General features: G+C 48.4%; 18 protein-coding genes. 16 read left to right on the top strand and 2 right to left on the bottom strand.

Annotated features, from left to right (window positions below; translation table 11 throughout):
• Positions 1-80 precede the first annotated feature (80 nt).
• The 3 genes from NE473_RS25720 to hslO all read left to right on the top strand — a co-directional run bounded on the left by NE473_RS25720 (position 81) and on the right by hslO (position 2,301).
• The gene (locus tag NE473_RS25720; protein WP_022033475.1) at positions 81-590 is read left to right on the top strand and encodes an SEC-C metal-binding domain-containing protein; all 510 of its coding nucleotides are present in this window, start codon (positions 81-83) and stop codon (positions 588-590) included.
• Positions 591-655: 65 nt separating this feature from the next.
• The gene (locus tag NE473_RS25715) at positions 656-1,417 is read left to right on the top strand and encodes a class I SAM-dependent DNA methyltransferase (protein WP_055652148.1); all 762 of its coding nucleotides are present in this window, start codon (positions 656-658) and stop codon (positions 1,415-1,417) included.
• Between the two features lie 2 nt (positions 1,418-1,419).
• Complete coding sequence (hslO, locus tag NE473_RS25710; protein WP_070102856.1) at positions 1,420-2,301, top strand: Hsp33 family molecular chaperone HslO; 882 nt, start codon at positions 1,420-1,422, stop codon at positions 2,299-2,301.
• Between the two features lie 192 nt (positions 2,302-2,493).
• Here the strand turns inward: hslO and NE473_RS25705 are convergent, their stop codons facing one another.
• A complete protein-coding gene (locus NE473_RS25705; protein ID WP_006776951.1) occupies positions 2,494-2,691 on the bottom strand; it encodes a cold-shock protein in 198 nt (65 codons plus the stop codon).
• 192 nt (positions 2,692-2,883) lie between these two features.
• On the opposite strand from NE473_RS25705, the gene NE473_RS25700 reads away from it, so the two are divergent.
• Both NE473_RS25700 and NE473_RS25695 read left to right on the top strand, forming a co-directional pair.
• Positions 2,884-3,429 carry a DUF5662 family protein gene (locus NE473_RS25700; protein WP_055652224.1) on the top strand — a complete coding sequence of 182 codons (546 nt, stop codon included), beginning with the start codon at positions 2,884-2,886 and terminating at the stop codon, positions 3,427-3,429.
• Positions 3,430-3,441: 12 nt separating this feature from the next.
• Positions 3,442-4,248: a helix-turn-helix transcriptional regulator gene (locus NE473_RS25695; protein WP_055652223.1), complete on the top strand. Its 807-nt coding sequence runs from the start codon at positions 3,442-3,444 to the stop codon at positions 4,246-4,248.
• 10 nt (positions 4,249-4,258) lie between these two features.
• On the opposite strand, the gene NE473_RS25690 is transcribed toward NE473_RS25695, so the two are convergent.
• Positions 4,259-5,356, bottom strand: coding sequence for a ribonuclease H-like domain-containing protein (locus tag NE473_RS25690; protein WP_055652222.1), 1,098 nt, complete (start codon positions 5,354-5,356; stop codon positions 4,259-4,261).
• A 267-nt stretch (positions 5,357-5,623) separates the two neighbouring features.
• On the opposite strand from NE473_RS25690, the gene ruvA reads away from it, so the two are divergent.
• The 11 genes from ruvA (at position 5,624) to NE473_RS25635 (ending at position 18,002) form a co-directional block, all read left to right on the top strand.
• Positions 5,624-6,232: a Holliday junction branch migration protein RuvA gene (ruvA, locus tag NE473_RS25685; RefSeq protein WP_006777095.1), complete on the top strand. Its 609-nt coding sequence runs from the start codon at positions 5,624-5,626 to the stop codon at positions 6,230-6,232.
• Between the two features lie 21 nt (positions 6,233-6,253).
• Entirely contained in the window at positions 6,254-7,249 is a 996-nt protein-coding gene (gene ruvB / locus NE473_RS25680) for a Holliday junction branch migration DNA helicase RuvB (RefSeq protein ID WP_006777096.1), read from the top strand.
• Positions 7,250-7,365: 116 nt separating this feature from the next.
• On the top strand, positions 7,366-7,788 hold the full coding sequence (locus NE473_RS25675; RefSeq protein ID WP_055652221.1) for a cell division protein ZapA: 423 nt from the start codon (positions 7,366-7,368) through the stop codon (positions 7,786-7,788).
• Between the two features lie 99 nt (positions 7,789-7,887).
• Positions 7,888-10,140, top strand: coding sequence for a U32 family peptidase (locus NE473_RS25670; protein ID WP_055652220.1), 2,253 nt, complete (start codon positions 7,888-7,890; stop codon positions 10,138-10,140).
• 6 nt (positions 10,141-10,146) lie between these two features.
• Entirely contained in the window at positions 10,147-11,475 is a 1,329-nt protein-coding gene (locus tag NE473_RS25665; protein ID WP_055652219.1) for an FtsW/RodA/SpoVE family cell cycle protein, read from the top strand.
• The gene (locus NE473_RS25660) at positions 11,462-12,889 is read left to right on the top strand and encodes a peptidoglycan D,D-transpeptidase FtsI family protein (protein WP_055652218.1); all 1,428 of its coding nucleotides are present in this window, start codon (positions 11,462-11,464) and stop codon (positions 12,887-12,889) included. Before NE473_RS25665 ends, NE473_RS25660 begins: the two co-directional genes overlap by 14 nt.
• Before the next feature lie 113 nt (positions 12,890-13,002).
• Complete coding sequence (locus NE473_RS25655; protein ID WP_002603763.1) at positions 13,003-13,455, top strand: NUDIX hydrolase; 453 nt, start codon at positions 13,003-13,005, stop codon at positions 13,453-13,455.
• A 302-nt stretch (positions 13,456-13,757) separates the two neighbouring features.
• Positions 13,758-15,251: a carboxypeptidase M32 gene (locus tag NE473_RS25650; RefSeq protein WP_055652217.1), complete on the top strand. Its 1,494-nt coding sequence runs from the start codon at positions 13,758-13,760 to the stop codon at positions 15,249-15,251.
• Between the two features lie 108 nt (positions 15,252-15,359).
• Positions 15,360-16,289, top strand: a complete 930-nt coding sequence (gene cysK, locus NE473_RS25645; protein WP_055652216.1) for a cysteine synthase A — start codon at positions 15,360-15,362, stop codon at positions 16,287-16,289.
• Positions 16,290-16,580: 291 nt separating this feature from the next.
• Positions 16,581-17,423 carry a tyrosine-type recombinase/integrase gene (locus tag NE473_RS25640; RefSeq protein WP_055652215.1) on the top strand — a complete coding sequence of 281 codons (843 nt, stop codon included), beginning with the start codon at positions 16,581-16,583 and terminating at the stop codon, positions 17,421-17,423.
• Positions 17,424-17,663: 240 nt separating this feature from the next.
• A complete protein-coding gene (locus NE473_RS25635) occupies positions 17,664-18,002 on the top strand; it encodes a helix-turn-helix domain-containing protein (protein ID WP_039894157.1) in 339 nt (112 codons plus the stop codon).
• The last annotated feature ends 69 nt before the right edge of the window (positions 18,003-18,071 follow it).

Here is an 18,071-nt window from a genome sequence, read left to right as displayed (position 1 = left end):
CATTTTGCAATATTCTCAAAGTTGTTATATACTGGTTTATGGAGTATTACAGAAATAACAGATAAAAGGATGGTTGAGCGATGACTATTTTAGAAAATTGGAGAACCCTGGCATATGGCGATGGGCTGGATGATAAAGCAAGGGAAGAGTTATGGTCTAATTACTTCGTAGTGGAGAAAGGAATCTATGAGCAGATTCTCTCCGCGCCGGAGGCTGTAGTGGAAGGAACGGTTAAGGAGCTGGCTGAGAAGTACGGTACCGATATTCAGACCATGACAGGCTTTTTGGACGGTATCAATGAGAGCTTAAAGGGATATGAGAATCCGATTGACACCATGGATGAGAATACCTCCGTGAAGATCGAGATCGACCCGGAAAAGTTATATTACAACATGGTAGAAGCGAAAGCGGAGTGGCTTTACGGTCTTCCCCAGTGGGATTCGATTCTTACGGAAGAGAAGAAGAAAGAGCTGTATAAGAAACAGAAAGCTTCCGGAACCATTGTAAAAGGTCCGAAGATCGGAAGAAATGATCCATGTCCGTGCGGCAGCGGCAAGAAGTATAAAAAGTGCTGCGGAAAGAACGCATAGTAACGCAAACTGATACCCTGCATGTTATGTGCGGGGTATTTGATTGTCAGAAGGAGGAGAGGACGATGGAGGCCTATACCGGTTTTGCAGAGGTGTATGATACCTTTATGGATAATATCCCGTACGGAGAATGGTGCCGGTATCTGACCGGACTTTTAAAGAAATACGGCGTCGGAGACGGTCTGATTCTGGACCTGGGCTGCGGAACGGGAAGTGTGACGGAGCTTTTGTCAGAGGCAGGATACGACATGATCGGTGTCGATAATTCCGAGGATATGCTCCAGATCGCTATGGATAAGCGCGCCGCTTCCGGTCACGATATCCTGTATCTGCTTCAGGATATGCGTGATTTTGAGCTGTACGGAACGGTAGCAGCCGTTGTCAGCATCTGCGACTGTATGAATTACATTCTGGAATACGATGATCTGGTGGAGGTATTTTCTCTTGTCAACAACTATTTAGATCCGGAGGGTATTTTTATTTTTGATTTAAACACAATCTATAAATATAAAACCCTGTTGGGAGAATCCACCATTGCGGAAGACCGGGAAGAGAGCAGCTTCATCTGGGAGAACTATTACGACCGGGACACCATGATCAATGAGTATGATCTGGCCCTCTTTATCCGGACGGAAGAAGACCTTTACCGGAAATACGTGGAAACTCATTATCAGAAAGCTTATTCTCTGGACACGGTAAAAAAGGCGCTTAAAGAAGCAGGAATGGAGTTTGTGGCGGCATATGATGCATTTACTGAAGAGCCCGTCAAGGAGGACAGTGAGCGTATCTACATCATTGCCAGGGAATGCGGAAAGAAAGAGGAATGACGATGACAGATTATATTGTAAGAGCCACAGCCGGAGACCATCAGATCCGGGCATTTGCGGCGACAACACGAGAACTGGTGGAACATGCCAGAAGCGCGCATAACACGAGCCCGGTGGCTACAGCGGCCCTGGGACGCCTTTTGACGGCAGGAGCCATGATGGGTGTGATGATGAAAGGGGATCAGGATTTACTGACCTTAAAGGTGCAGGGGAGCGGTCCTATCGAAGGCCTGACGGTAACTGCGGACTCGAAGGGGAACGTAAAGGGCTATGCCTATAATCCGGGAGTCATGCTGCCGCCGAATGACAAAGGCAAGCTGGATGTAGGCGGCGCCGTGGGAGAGGGCGTTTTGAGCGTGATAAAAGATATCGGCTTAAAGGAACCTTACGTGGGTCAGACAATTCTGGTCGGTGGGGAGATCGCGGAAGATTTGACCTATTATTACGCCACGTCGGAGCAGACCCCTTCTTCCGTTGCACTGGGAGTTCTGATGAATAAGGACAATACGGTGAAACAGGCGGGGGGCTTTATCATTCAGCTTCTGCCGGGCGCATCGGACGAGATGATCGACCAGCTGGAAAAGAAGCTGGGAGAGATTACTTCCATTACATCACTTTTGGATGAAGGAAAGACTCCCGAGACGATTCTGAACTATATTTTAGGAGAATTCGGCCTCGAAATTATGGATAAGGTACCGGCGGAATTCACCTGTAACTGTACAAAGGATCGTGTGGAAAAGGCGTTAATCAGCATTGGGAAGAAAGAACTAAATGAAATGATTGACGAGGGTAAGAGCATAGAGGTAAACTGTCATTTCTGCAATAAGCATTACAATTTCTCAGTGGAGGAATTGACTGATATCCGTGACCGCGCGGTGAGATAGGAACTGAACCGGCAGAATACAGGCTGCGTGTTCCCGTGATATCAAAAAGAGCCATCCGAAATCGGGTGGCTCTGTCTGTAATCATGTAAAACAATCGTACTTCTTCCTTATATGTTGTTTGTTGCTGTCCACGCCTGATAAATTCATAGGGGGCTACCACATCGTGAAAAAGGTACATCGATAAGTCAATGATTATAATTTGGTAACGTTTACTGCCTGAGGTCCCTTGGCTCCGTCGACTACGTCGAATTCAACGCTGGCGCCTTCGTCTAAAGACTTGAAGCCATCCATGTTCAGACCTGAGTAGTGTACGAATACGTCGTTGCCCTGCTCGTCGGAAATAAATCCGTAACCTTTTTGGTTGTTAAACCACTTAACTGTACCTTTCATTATGATACCTCCAAAATGAATAAAAAATTATAGTATATTGAGCTGCAGCACCTCTGCAACTTCCCTAAGAATAGCATAGTTTCGGAAATGTGTCAAGAATGAAAATTATAGTGGAATCCGGGTGGGAAAGTGTGGTAAAATGGGAACGATTTGAAGCGTATTCTGCGCTTATAAGAACAGATGGAGGCGGCTATGAAGTTACATAATCTTTGGGGACATTTTCATACGATAACGGCGCATAAATTCAGAGTCATGAAGAACTGTTTCCGGGTAGGACTCTATAAACAGGGCCTCCTTCATGATTTATCCAAATACAGTCCGGAAGAGTTTATTCCGGGGGTGATTTACTATCAGGGGACAAGGAGCCCCAACGCTGCCGAAAGGGAAGAGAAGGGCTTTTCGAAGGCATGGCTGCATCACAAGGGGCGGAACAAACATCATTACGAATACTGGATCGACTTTACGACAGATATGTCGGAGGGCTTAAGAGGCCATAAGATGCCGCTGAAGTACGTGATCGAGATGATGATGGACCGGATCGCTGCATCGAAAACGTACAAGGGGAAGGACTATACGGACGCATCTCCCTGGGAGTACTACATCCATGCGAAGAAGTACATGGTCATAGCGCCGGAGACGGCAAAACTGCTGGAAGAGCTCCTTCTGATGCTGAAGGAAAACGGAGAAGAGAGGACCTTTGCATATATGAAGGCCCTGCTGAAAAAAGGCGATTATTAATGGGGGGATTTTATGAAGTGCAACATCAGCCGCACGAAGCGGTCTTACGAGTTTCATATGGCAGAAAGCCACTGGCACACACATTATGAGTTTTACTATCTCTATTCGGGACACTGCAAGATTTTTATCAACCATACGCTGTATTACGTGGAGCCGGGAGATATTATCTTTTTAAAACCTGGGGAGATACACCGGACCACATACCATTCGAGTCCGGTAAATGAACGGGTGACCATCAGTTTTGACGGGGAGTATCTGGACAGTATGAAGGAACTGTGCGGGGAAGAAAATGTGGAATATATTTTCCGAAACTCGAAGGTTACCGTGCCGAACGGGAACCGGAGCAGGGTGGAAGAACTGATCAGACGGATTGAGTACGAGGAGACGGGACAGGATGGATTTTCCCCTCTAATGAAGAAAGGGTGCTTTTATGAGCTTCTCGTCTCTCTGTCGCGATGCCAGGAGGCGGAAACGGATCACGGCAGGCTGGAAATCGGAGAAGAGACTATTGAAGCAGCCGCTAAATATATTTACGATCATTACCAGAATCCGATTACGCTGGAGGAGGTGGCGGAATTAAGCCATATGAGTCCCGCCTATTTCTCCCGGAAGTTTAAGGCGGTCACCGGTTTTGGATATAAAGAGTATTTGACGAACATCAGAATCCGGGAGGCGTCGAGGCTTCTTCTTCATTCCGCCTGTTCCGTCACAGAAATCGCGGACCGGTGCGGATTCGGGGACGGAAACTATTTTGGAGACGCGTTCAGAAAGGCGAAAGGCGTCTCCCCGCGTGCATTCAGAAAGATGCAGGGCATATGATACGGTACCATTATTTTCCGCAGAGGTAATCCAGTAAATGGCGGACGTAACCTCCGGACTGCTCCAGCTCTGCAAACTGCCTGTCATCATAAGGAAAGTACGTGAGCCGGTCCTTATATTCCTTTTGGAGAACCGGTTCAAAAACGGGGGTAAACTGCGGCAGGTAACAGCCGGACCGGCGTGTATAGCAGGTCTTGGCCGTTGCCTTGATGCGGGCCTCCCTGTCCACATATTCGGCGACGCTCTTATGGATTGCCCGGTCCTCATAGATCAAGTAGTAATAATTTTTATAGTCGGGATAAAAATACTTAAGCTCCCCCTCATATAAATCCACGGAGGCGGTGAGTTGCCCGCCCTTCGCTTCAATATCGGCTACAGAAGAGGTACGGGAAAAGGAAACCGGCACCATATAATCACTCTGATAGACCAGCTTTAAGGCGTGATATTCCCGGCCGAAGAGATCACTTCGTGTCAGAAGTTCCTGGCTCTCCAGCTTGAAATCATGCTCCAGATAGTCCGGATAATTGAGAATCGGCAGGATCCCCGGCATTCCCCGAAGATCGTCGGCATTATGTAAGAGGAGCAGATCCAACAGGTCCTGATCCTGCGAAGATAAATAATCCTGATACACTTCGATCAGCTGGCCGCCGGAGTAAATGTCTTCCCGCCCGACACCGAGAAACTGTTCGATGGCTTTCTGTTTCATGCTCTCTAAGCCCAGCAGGTTCCGGTAAGGGCGTATTTTTTTGTAGATATCCAGACTTGTCACTCCGGAAAAATCGTAAGGCAGGCCGTATGCGCGGCAGCGTTTTAAAAGATATGGAATGTCGAAGCCGTCCCCGTTAAAATGTACGACCATGGAAAAGCGCTTCAGAAATTCAAAGAAAGTGACGAGCACTTCTTTTTCCGCGGACACGGTATCTGCAAACCACTGAACCAGATTCCAGCGGCCGCCTTCATAATAGACGCACCCGATTAAATATAAATTGGTATATTCTCCGGAAAACCCGGTCGTCTCTATGTCAAAAAATAAAAGATCTTCCCGCCTTCCAAGACGATCTAAAGGGTAGGTCTCCGGGAAAAGCATGGTTTCGTGTATTGTTATCATTGCAGTGTCTCCTGATTGATGCTGTGCTGACGTTTTGTATGAGGAAAACGGTGAATCTGTTTTCATGGGGCTATTATATCATAAACCGGTCATTCAGGAAAGACGGTAACCGGTGTTTCTGCGCGGAAAACAGGTGACGGTTCTGCCTTTGCATCTGGCCGAAGCTGTCCCGGAAACAGAATATTTGTTCGATTAACTGCTTGCATATGGATACACGGTATGTTATGATTAAAGACAAAGCTAGAAGAGAAAAAGGAGACAGAGAACGTGATTTCTTATGTAAAGGGACCTCTGGTCGATATCTTTGAGGACACTGTGGTCATTGAAGCAGGATACATCGGACTGGAAATTCATGTGCCGCTGTCCGTACTGGACCGTCTGCCTGGAATAGGCATGGAGACGGTCCTGTATACGTATTTTCAGGTAAGGGAAGACGGGATGTGCCTTTATGGTTTCTTAAACCGGCAGGATTTGCAGATGTTCAGACAGCTGATCAGCGTCAGTGGGATAGGTCCCAAGGGAGCTTTGGGCGTCCTGTCGGCCATGACGCCGGACGAATTGAGGCTGGCCATTATAACCGGAGATGCGAAGGCGATTTCCAGAGCCCCGGGGATCGGAGTGAAGACAGCCCAGCGGGTGATCCTGGATTTGAAGGACAAGATTGATATGGCGGATGTTCTGCCTGCACAGTTTGCAGCGGAGGAAGAACCCGGAATATCAGCCGGAGGCGTGGCCAAAGAGGCGGTGGAAGCGCTGGTTGCGCTGGGGTACTCCACGGCTGAGGCGAACCGCGCGGTAGGCAAGGTGGAAGTGACCGGGGACATGACCTCGGAGGATGTCTTAAAGGCGTCGTTGAAGCATCTGGCATTTCTATAAAAACAGCAGGTAGATGAGAAGATGGAACGAAGAATCATAACAACGGAAGTAACGGAAGAAGATAAGCGGACAGAGCCAAACCTCCGCCCGCAGAGCCTGAATGAATATATTGGCCAGGAAAAGCTGAAGGCAAATTTAAAGGTCTATATCGATGCGGCAAAGGCCAGGGGAGAGTCCCTTGACCATGTGCTGTTTTACGGCCCTCCCGGCCTTGGAAAGACTACCTTATCCGGGATCATTGCCAATGAGATGGGCGTGAACATGAAGGTGACCAGCGGCCCTGCGATTGAGAAGCCGGGGGAGATGGCCGCCATTCTGAATAACCTTCAGGAAGGCGATGTCCTGTTTGTAGATGAGATCCACCGGCTGAACCGCCAGGTGGAGGAGGTTCTCTATCCGGCCATGGAAGACTATGCAATCGATATTATGCTGGGAAAAGATTCAGCGGCACGCTCGATCCGGCTGGATTTACCCAGATTTACTCTGGTAGGCGCGACCACCAGGGCGGGACTTTTAACTGCCCCGCTGAGAGACCGGTTCGGCGTTGTACAGAAGATGGAATTCTATACGCCGAAGGAACTGGAGATCATCGTCTGCCATTCGGCGAAGGTTTTAGAAGTAGAGATCGAGCCGGAGGGGGCTGCAGAGATTGCCAAGCGCTCCAGAGGAACGCCGAGACTGGCGAACCGCCTGTTAAAGCGGGTCCGTGATTTTGCCCAGGTGAAGTATCATGGAGTGATTACAAAAGAGGTGGCTGATTTCGCACTGGATATTCTGGATGTGGATAAGTTCGGGCTGGACAACAACGACAGAGCCATTTTAACCACAATGATTGAGAAGTTCTCGGGAGGTCCGGTAGGTCTTGAGACGCTGGCGGCCTCTCTCGGTGAGGATGCCGGGACGCTGGAAGATGTGTACGAGCCCTATCTGCTGATGAACGGATTTATCAACCGAACGCCCCGCGGCCGCGTGGCTACGGAACGGGCATACCACCATCTGGGACTTACTCTGGAATAGAGCGAAACCAGTGAAAAAATATAAAAACTCAGGGCAGGAACACTTTGACATCCGTGTAAAATATGGTATATTATGATAAGAGCGCGTTACAGCAAAAGATAACAGGAGAGCATGACATGGATACCAAGCACTATACCGAGGTTTTAATAGATGGAAGAATATATACTCTGGGAGGCACCGAGGATGAGGGCTACATGCAGCGTGTGGCCAGCTATATCAATGAGATGATCACGACATTGAAGAGGCAGGAAGGTTTTACGAAGCAGAGTGCAGAGTACCAGACCGCCATGATAGAACTGAATATGGCGGATGATTACTTTAAAGCAAGGGAACAGATTGCGCGTCTGGAACAGCTGAAGCATGAGATGGAAAAGGAAGTCTACAGTTTAAAGCATGAACTGGTGACGACCCAGATGAAGCTGGAGGCGGCGAATAAGGAGCTGGCGGCAGGAAGAACTGCCAGGCCGTCGGGGGCTTCAGGGAATGCTTCTGAGAGTAAGAAAGGCGCAGACCGGGCAGGTAGTGAGAATAAGGAATAATATCGGGGGGATGTCTCATGAGTAAGGGAGACATCCCCTGTTGCATCAGAAGAACGCTTAAAAAAGGAAAACTATCATTCCGATGACAGGGAGGATTACGTGAAACAGAAAAGAGTAGAAATTCTCGCTCCGGCGGGCTCATTTGAAAGTATGAAGGCGGCAGTGGCGGCAGGAGCGGATGCGGTCTATATCGGCGGCAGCAGGTTTGGAGCACGCGCTTACGCGGAAAATCCGGAGGAAGACCGTCTGTTAGAGGCCATCGATTACGCCCATCTTCATGGCTGCAGACTGTATATGACGGTAAATACGCTGATGAAGGAATCGGAGATGGCAGAGCTGTGTGCATTTCTGGAGCCTTATTATATGCGGGGCGTAGATGCGGTTATCGTTCAGGATATGGGAGCGTTTGCACTGATCAGGGAGCGGTTTCCGGATCTTCCGGTCCATGCCAGCACACAGATGACCATAACAGGCTCGTATGGCGCACGTATATTAAAGGAATTGGGAGCAGAGCGGGTGGTGACCGCCAGGGAATTATCTCTGGAGGAGATCGAAAGAATTCACCGGGAGGTGGATGTGGAGATCGAAAGCTTTGTCCATGGAGCGCTGTGTTACTGTTACTCGGGGCAGTGTCTGTTCAGCAGTCTGATCGGCGGCCGAAGCGGCAACCGGGGAAGATGTGCTCAGACCTGCCGCCTGCCTTATGACGTGAAGCGGGAGGGCAGGACGCTGAACGGGAAGGACAGCCGGTATGTGCTGAGTTTAAAAGATTTGTGCACGCTGGATCTCATTCCCGATATGATAGAAGCGGGAATCTATTCCATGAAGATCGAAGGCCGCATGAAGAGCCCGCGCTACACAGCCGGAGTGGTGGAAATTTACCGGCGCTATACCGACCTCTATCTGGAACGCGGCAGGGCTGGTTACCGGGTAGAGGAGAAGGACAGGAAACGTCTGCTGGAACTGTTTGACCGCGGAGGCCAGACCGACGGATATTACCGCCGCCATAATGGAAAAGACATGGTGGTATGGAAGGAAAAACCGTCTTTCCGGGAAGGCAATCAGGAGCTGTTCGACTATCTGGATAAAAATTACGTGGAAAAGCAGCTGCAGGAACCGGTCCGGGGCAGGATTGTACTGGAGACCGGAAAGCCTGCGGTACTGGAACTGTCCTGTGGAGAATGCAGTGTGTCTCTGGCCGGTGATACCGTTCTGGAGGCGCTGAAACAGCCCATGGATGAAACGAGGATCAGAAAGCAGCTGCAAAAGACCGGGAATACTCCGTTTTATTTTGAAGAACTTACCGTAACGCTTACAGGAGAAGTCTTTCTTCCGGTGCAGTCTTTGAACGAACTGAGAAGAAGGGGGCTGGAAGCGCTGGAGGAGGCGGTGCTTAAGCAGTACCGCAGAGAAGTATTGCAGAACCAGCGGGAGGTTTTGCAGTGCAGACAGGAAGATCCGCAGGGGCAGCGGGAAATTCCGCAGGATTGCCGGGAAACTCCACATTCAGCGGTTTCGGGGAAACGGGAGAGCAGCAGCGGCCAGCCCCGGATTTTCGTCTCTCTTGAGAGACCGGATTGTCTCCCTGCCGTTCTCCATAATCCATACGTGGAGCGCATCTATGTGGATGCGGCTGAATTCGGGCCGGAACTGTGGAAGGAAACAGCCTCGTCCTGTCATGACGCGGGCAAAGAATGTCTGCTGACGATGCCGCACATCTTTCGCACTGAGGCGGAACGGTATTTTGAGCGCAGCAGGAAGGCTTTTTGCGAGGCCGGATTCGACGGAGTGCTGATCCGTTCCATGGAGGAAATCGGATATTTGAAGACTCATGGTCCGGAACTTCCCTGGGTTTTCGATTATGGGATGTATGGAATGAACGACAGGGCGGAATCCTTTCTTATGAAGATGGGGGCGGCAGAGCTGACCTGGCCGGTGGAATTAAATGAGAGAGAGCTCTCGAGGCTTTCCGTACCGGGTGAACTGATTGTATACGGCCGCCTGCCCATGATGGTAACGGCGCAGTGCATACACCAGGGGACGGAGTCATGCGATAAAAAGCCGGGCCTTCTTACGTTAAAAGACCGCATGGGCAAGGAATTTCCGGTAAAAAATCACTGTGCCTTCTGTTATAACACGATTTATAATGCAGCGCCGGTGTCCCTCCTGGGACTGGAAAAACAAATCAGGGCGCTGGCCCCGACGGCGGTAAGGCTTCAGTTTACCGTCGAGACACGAAAGGAGACGGCGGAGGTGATCCGGTGCTTTGCAGACAGTCTGTTGCTGGGAAAGCAGACGGAGCAGCCCGTTGGAGAGTTTACAAGAGGACATTTTAAACGCGGTGTGGAGTAGGAGCCTATGGTGAATCTGATTGTCGATGTTTCCAGGTATTTGATGATACTGCTGATCGCGGTGTATACCTGGTTGAATTTCAGGTATTTTTCTTTCCGGGATGAAGGAAAACAAAAGAAGATATGCGGACGCCAGAACCGGTGCATGTTTCTGATTCATTTTCTGGCGTACGGGATTCTGTGGCTGAAAACGGAGGACGAGCGTCTCATCGCGTTTTACGCGGCGCAGGTGATCTTTTTTCTGTGCTACATCTACGTTTCCCGCCTGTTCTACCGCCATGTGTCGCGGCTTCTGGTGGGTAATATGTGTATGCTGCTCAGCGTGGGATTTATCATTCTGACACGGCTGTCCTTTGACCGTGCGTTAAAACAGTTTATTATCGTGCTGGCAGCGGCGGTTATAACCTGGATTATTCCGTTTATTATAGACCGGGTGTGGCAGCTTTCGAAGATTCCATGGGTGTACGGTGTTCTGGGGCTGATTCTGCTTGGGGTTGTGCTTATAACCGGTATCAACAGCTTCGGGGCTCAGCTCTCCATTGGAATCGGCGGTTTTACATTCCAGCCGTCTGAATTTGTAAAGATCAGTTTTGTCTTTTTTGTGGCGACCATGTTTTACCGTTCTACAAAATTTGTGACGGTATGTATCACGACACTGGTGGCGGCTCTTCATGTCCTGATCCTGGTAGCTTCCAGAGATTTGGGGAGCGCGCTGATTTTCTTTGTGACCTATGTTCTGATGCTGTTTGTCGCTACTGGAAAATGGGCGTATCTTTTAGGCGGGGCAGGCGCAGGGGCTGCGGCTTCCGTGCTGGCATATCAGCTGTTCGATCATGTCAGGGCGAGGGTGCTTGCCTGGAGAAATCCGTGGTCGGATATCGAAAACAAGGGATACCAGATTACGCAGTCGCTGTTCGCCATTGGAACGGGCGGCTGGTTCGGCATGGGACTCTGCCAGGGGATGCCGGGGAAGATACCGGTAGTGGAAAAGGACTTCGTGTTTTCTGCCGTATCGGAGGAATTGGGAGGAATCTTTGCCCTCTGTGTGCTGCTGATCTGTTTCGGCTGTTTTCTGCAGTTTATGATGATTGCAAGCCGTATGAAAGCGGTCTTTTATAAACTGATTGCCTTTGGCCTGGGAACGGTTTATATCGTCCAGGTGTTTCTGACCGTGGGAGGCGTGACGAAATTTATCCCCTCCACCGGAGTGACCCTTCCCCTGATGAGCTACGGCGGAAGCTCTGTGTTCAGCACATTTATTCTGTTCGGAGTCATGCAGGGGCTGTATATTTTAAAACGGAATGAAGAGGAAGAAGAAAAATATGAAAAAGGCTGACCCGAATCCCAAGGCAAACCGCCATATTCTGATGATCACCTATGGAATGGCGGCGCTTTTTGCAGGACTGGTCCTGTATTTTGCCTTTTTTCTTCAGATAAAAAGTGAAAGTGTAATCAATAATTCCTATAACGCCAGGCTGGACAGCTTTTCAGACCGGGTGGTCAGGGGTAGTATCTTAAGCAGCGACGGCCGGGTTCTGGCCCGCACAAATGTGGACGAGAACGGCGGCGAAACGAGGTACTATCCTTACGATTCCATGTTTTCCCACGTAGTCGGATACTCAACCAGGGGAAAGACAGGCCTGGAGGCACTGGGAAACTTTTATCTGCTAACCAGCCATGTGAATCTGGCGGAGCAGGTGATCAATGAGCTGTCGTCTGTAAAGAACCTGGGGGATAATGTCGTTACGACTCTCGATGTGGATCTCCAGAAGGCGGCATATGACGCTCTCGGCGGCCGGAAGGGGGCTGTGGTCGCCATGGAGCCGGATACGGGAAAGATCCTGGCAATGGTTTCCAAACCGGACTACAATCCCAATACGCTGTCGACAGACTGGGACGCTCTCGTGGCAGGTGACAACGGGGAGGGGCAGCTGTTAAACCGCGCTGCTCAGGGACTCTATCCGCCCGGTTCGACATTTAAGATCGTGACGGCACTGGAGTATATAAGGGAAAATCCGGAGAATTTCAGAGATTACCGGTTTGACTGCAGCGGATTTTTTCACTATGAGGATTACACGATAAAGTGCTATCATGAGACGGCCCACGGCAGTCAGGATTTTACCAGGGCCTTTGCAAATTCCTGTAATGGGGCCTTTGCAAACCTTGCCCTGACACTGGATCTTGGAAGGCTTAGGAATACGGCGGAACAGCTTCTGTTTAATACACCGCTTCCCGTCGCGGTTCCATATAGCCAGAGCGCCTATGCGCTGACTCCGGGCGGAGATACGTGGCAGATTCTTCAGACCTCCATCGGGCAGGGACAGACCCAGATGACACCCTTACACGGTGGGATGATTGCGGCGGCCATCGCAAACGGAGGCACACTGATGAAGCCGTATCTCATTGATCATGTGGAAAATGTGGGCGGTGATGTCATTAAAAAATTCATGCCCCAGTCCTACGGCAATCTGATGACCGCAGAGGAGTCGGCTGTCTTAACGGAACTGATGAGAGCCGTTGTGACGGAAGGGACAGGTTCTGCGGTGCGTACAGACGCCTATACAGTGGCGGGAAAAACGGGATCAGCGGAATTCGATAAGGATAAGGAGACTCACGCCTGGTTTATCGGATTTGCCCCGGCGGAGCAACCGAAGCTGGTGGTAAGTGTGATCGTGGAGGAAGGCGGTTCCGGAGGAAAAACGGCTGCGCCTATAGCCAGGACTTTGTTTGATACCTATTTTGCGAGATAAAAGAACACTCTTGCATATAAGGTTAAAAAGAGGTATACTATACCCAGTCTGTGAGACACACCAAAACCGGAATCCCGGATCGGGATGCAAGGTTTCAGTCTGGAGGAATTGCAATGATAGAGGCAACGAGCTGTGGCGGTGTGGTTATTTTTCGAGGTAAAATTCTGGTTTTATATAAGAATTACAAAAACAAATATGAAGGTTGGGTTTTGCCAAAAGGAACTGTAGAAGCGGGAGAAGAATATAAGGAGACGGCCCTTCGGGAAGTGAAGGAAGAGACGGGAGTCAGTGCGTCAATTATCAAGTATATCGGAAAGAGCCAGTACTCCTTTAATACGCCGCAGGATATGGTGGAGAAGGATGTCCACTGGTATCTGATGATGGCGGACAGCTATTACAGCAAACCACAACGGGAAGAGTATTTTATTGATTCCGGGTATTATAAGTTCCACGAAGCGTATCATTTACTGAAGTTTTCCAATGAGAAGCAGATTCTGGAAAAAGCATATAATGAATATCTGGATTTAAAGAAGAGCAACTTATGGGGGAATAAGAAGTATTTTTGATGCGTGAATGTGTGGAAGAATACGGAGTATAGGAAAAGAGATGCAGGGATGCCGGCGATGACGGGTTCCTGCATTTTTCATTTTTACATTTTCATATGAAAATGAAGCAAGGTTACAGAAGGAACGTAGTAATTTCTGAGATTTCGTATATACTGTTTGGTAGGATCGTCTTTTACTGTTTTCAGTGTATTTTTGCGGCCGTTTTTTCCCGGAATTTCCATACTTTACAGGATATGGCAGAAGAGGTATACTGGATACAGATATGACAGATTATGAATATAGAGACAAGGAGATAAGACATCATGAGTAAAGCATATGAAAGATTGGAAAAAGTACTGGAAAAGACGATGGCGCTGCAAACTGCGCTGATTCTGTTTGAATGGGACAACGAGACGCTGGCGCCAGAGGAGGCAGGAGCCAATACAGCCAGAGTGATCGGGGCTTTATCAGAAGAGTATTACCGTGTTATGGCCAGCGAAGAGATGAAGGAGGCCATTGAGACCTGTGAGAAGGAAGATGGGCTCACGGATGTGGAAAAAGCTATTGTAAAAGAGGCAAAGGAGACGAGAGAGCAGCTCGTCTGCATCCCTTCGGAAGAGTACCGTGATAATGCGCAGCTGGTGTCGGAGGCCACGAGGGTGTGGGCCAAGGCAAAGAAGGATAATGATTTTGATAAATTTGTCCCTACTCTTGAAAAAGTAGTGGACTATCAGAAAAAATTTGCCTCCTACAGGGCGAAGGATGGCGAGAAGCTGTACGATTCCATGTTGGATTTATATGAAAAGGACTTTAGCATGGAGCTGCTGGATCAGTTTTTTAGCGAATTAAAAGAGGCAATTGTTCCCCTGATCCGTGAGATCCGGGAGCGTGGAAAGAAGATCGACAGTGAATTCCTAAAAGGTGATTATCCGGAAGAAAAGCAGAGAGAGCTGGCGGAATTTTTGGCAGAATACGTAGGCTTTGACTTTAAAAAGGGTGTCCTGGCAGTCAGCGCCCATCCGTTTACCACGAACCTGCACAATCATGACGTAAGAATTACCACTCACTACAGTGACCGGGTGGACAGCTCCCTGTTCTCGGTTATCCACGAGGCAGGCCATGGGATCTATGAACTGGGCATTGGCGATGAACTGACGCAGACTCTGGCAGGCCAGGGCGCATCGATGGGGATGCATGAATCCCAGTCCAGATTCTTTGAAAATATCATCGGCCGCAACGCCGCCTTCTGGGTACCGCTCTATGAGAAGCTCCAGTCTATTTTCCCGGAGCAGTTAGAGGGTGTCAGCAGAGATCAGTTTGTGGAGGCTATCAATAAAGCAGAACCAGGTCTGATCCGCACAGAGGCAGATGAACTCACATACAGCCTTCACGTTCTGATCCGTTATGAGATCGAGAAAATGATCATCGAGGAGGATCTGGATTTAAAGAAGCTTCCGGAGATATGGGCGGACAAATACGAAGAATATCTGGGAATCCGTCCTGAAAATGCTTCCGAAGGAGTGCTGCAGGATATTCACTGGTCGCAGGGATCCTTTGGCTACTTCCCTTCCTATGCGCTGGGCAGTGCATTTGGAGCACAGCTGTATTATCATATGAAGAAGAAGATGGATTTCGAGGGCCTTCTGGAGAGAGGGGAGATCGGAGTAATCCGTGAGTATTTACGAGATCATGTCCATCGTTTTGGTAAATTAAAGACCAGCAGAGAGATTCTGAAAGATACGACGGGAGAAGATTTTAATCCGAAGTATTATATTCAGTATCTGAAGGAAAAATACAGCCGTTTATATGACTTATAGAAATATGTTCCGTAAACACAAAAAACAGTTGACAAATGGCAGCATTAAGACTAAAATCAGTAAAAAGAATTCATATGAAAACACTATGAATTAGAAAAGAGGCTGATTATGGAAAATATCAGAAAGAGTGCAATGGAACTGATTGGCAACACCCCTCTGGTGGAACTGACTAATTATGAGAAGAAGCATCAGCTGAAGGCTTCCGTCATCGCGAAGCTGGAGTATTTAAATCCGGCAGGAAGTGTGAAGGACCGGGCTGCTCTGTTTATGATTCTTGATGCGGAAGAAGCGGGAACCTTAAAGCCGGGCGCCACCATTATCGAACCGACATCCGGCAATACCGGTATTGGGATTGCCAGCATTGCTGCGATGAAAGGATACCGGGCAATCCTGACCATGCCGGAAACCATGAGCATCGAGCGCCGGAATCTGTTGAAAGCATACGGCGCGGAGATTGTACTGACGGATGGAAAGAAGGGGATGAAGGGAGCGATTGCGAAAGCAGAAGAGCTGCGAGACGAGATCCCCGGTTCCGTAATCATGGGACAGTTTGATAATCCGGCTAACGTGAAGGCCCATAAGGAGACGACGGGGCCTGAGATCTGGAGAGATACTGATGGCACTGTGGATATTTTTGTAGCGGGCGTAGGTTCAGGCGGCACGATTACGGGAGTGGGAGAATACTTAAAGAGCCAGAATCCCAATGTGAAAATCGTTGCGGTAGAACCGGCAGGATCCCCAATTCTTTCGGGCGGAAATCCGGGACCTCATGGCCTTCAGGGGATTGGCGCCGGCTTCGTTCCGACAATTTTAAACAGGGATATCTATGACGAGATTATTCTGGTCAAAGAGGAGGACGCCTATTCAACTGGACAGGAGATCGCCCGGAATGAGGGAATCCTGGTTGGCATATCATCGTCAGCGGCAGTATGGGCTGCGAAGGAGTTGGCTGAGAGACCTGAAAATGAAGGAAAGAAAATAGTTGTACTGCTTCCTGATACGGGAGACCGGTATTTGTCAACGCCGCTGTTTTCCTGATAAAAGAGAAAAAAGTGATGGAATGGGCCGTGGGAATATGATTGATTCCCACGGCTTTTTGTATAATTGAATATGATCATTATATCTTACACCTCATCGGTTTGGTTGTGCGCGGCTGATGGGGCTTTTTTTTGCGGCTGGCTGCGTACCTTTTGTAAAACTTAATTTCGGGAACAATAAATGTTACAATGCATAAATAAAACGGCAAAATTACAAGATACAATCATAAAACCGTGTGATTCCGGTGATGTACGAGTGAAAAAATAAACGAACAGGAGAGAGACAGGGAAAATGAATGAACTTAGGATTAAGAAAGCGGAATTAGAGGGATTTAAAAACTATTTAATTATGGAAGAAAGAAGTAAAGGAACGATAAAAAAGTATATCCATGATATTGATTGCTTTTTGAATTATATCGGAAAGAATCCGGTAACTAAGGCGCAGATTATCAGCTATAAGGAGTCTCTTCAAAAAAAATACAGTGCGAGAAGTGTGAATACCATGCTGGCCTCTCTGAACAGCTTCTTCCGATGGCTGGATCATCCAGAGTTTCTCGTAAAGCAGCTGAAGATCCAGCAGCAGGCATTTTGCCTGGAGGAAAAAGAATTATCGAGACAGGAGTATATACGTCTGGTAAAGGCGGCCAGAAAATCCGGCAATATCAGGCTGGAAATGATCCTGCAGACTATATGCTGTACAGGAATTCGGGTTAGTGAGCTGTGTTTTGTGACCGTAAAGGCCGTAAGACTGGGATATGCAGAGGTATGCTGCAAAGGAAAAAACAGAAGGATTATGATACCGGGAAATCTTAGAAAAAAACTGCTTTTTTACATTCAGAAAAATGGAATCGAAAAAGGCGAGGTATTTATCACGAAAACCGGAAATGCCATGGATAGAAGTAATATCTGGCGTGGAATGAAGGGGCTCGCAGCAGAAGCAGGGGTGCTGGCCGATAAAATATTTCCGCATAACCTTCGCCATCTGTTTGCCAGAAGTTTTTATGAAATTGATAAGGATATCGCAAAGCTTGCAGACGTGCTGGGACACAGCAGTATTAATACTACCAGAATTTATATGATTTCCACAGGGGAGGAGCACAGGAGACAGCTGGAGAGGCTGAGACTGGTGATTTAGAAGGGGGAACAACATAATAAATATTATGTTGTAAATACAATTTTAATGTATGTTTTAAACCAAAACTGTATATTATACTATCACGCATTTCGACTTTTTACAACTCTTAAAATCCAAAATTTCCTAAAATATATGATTGTTTTTATAAAAAACCATGACCCAAATGCAGGCGGCAGGCGACATTTCGCCCTATAAACAACATAATATTTATTATGTTGTCTCATCGAAAGGCGGGATGAAATGGTTACCTATAACAGGCAGGAAGTGGGAAAACGACTGGGCTGCCGTCGACGTGAAATGGGACTGACAGGGGAGGAAATGGGGAGAAGAATCGGAAAGAATGGACGGTATTATCGTGACATTGAAAATGGCCGATGTGGAATGTCTGTTGAGACCTTGATTCTTCTGTCTGAGGAAATGGGATTGTCTCTGGATTATCTGATCTACGGAGATTCGTCTGATGACGGCAGGTTAGGGGAGCAGAAGCAGATTGTAAATATATTATCCCACTGTAATGGAGGCATTCGTGAGGGGGCAGTAAACCTGCTGAAGGTTTACTTGGAATCTGTATCGAAGTGATGCAGATTAGCGATAGCACGGATAGATACAGACCGATCAAGCGATCGATACGAAAGACAGATAACCTCA

Origin of the sequence: Hungatella sp. SL.1.14 (assembly GCF_024460495.1) — a bacterium.
Lineage (GTDB): Bacteria > Bacillota > Clostridia > Lachnospirales > Lachnospiraceae > Hungatella > Hungatella hathewayi.
The sequence above is the reverse complement of the archived record's forward strand: the minus strand, read 5'-3'. Positions and strand labels throughout refer to the sequence as shown.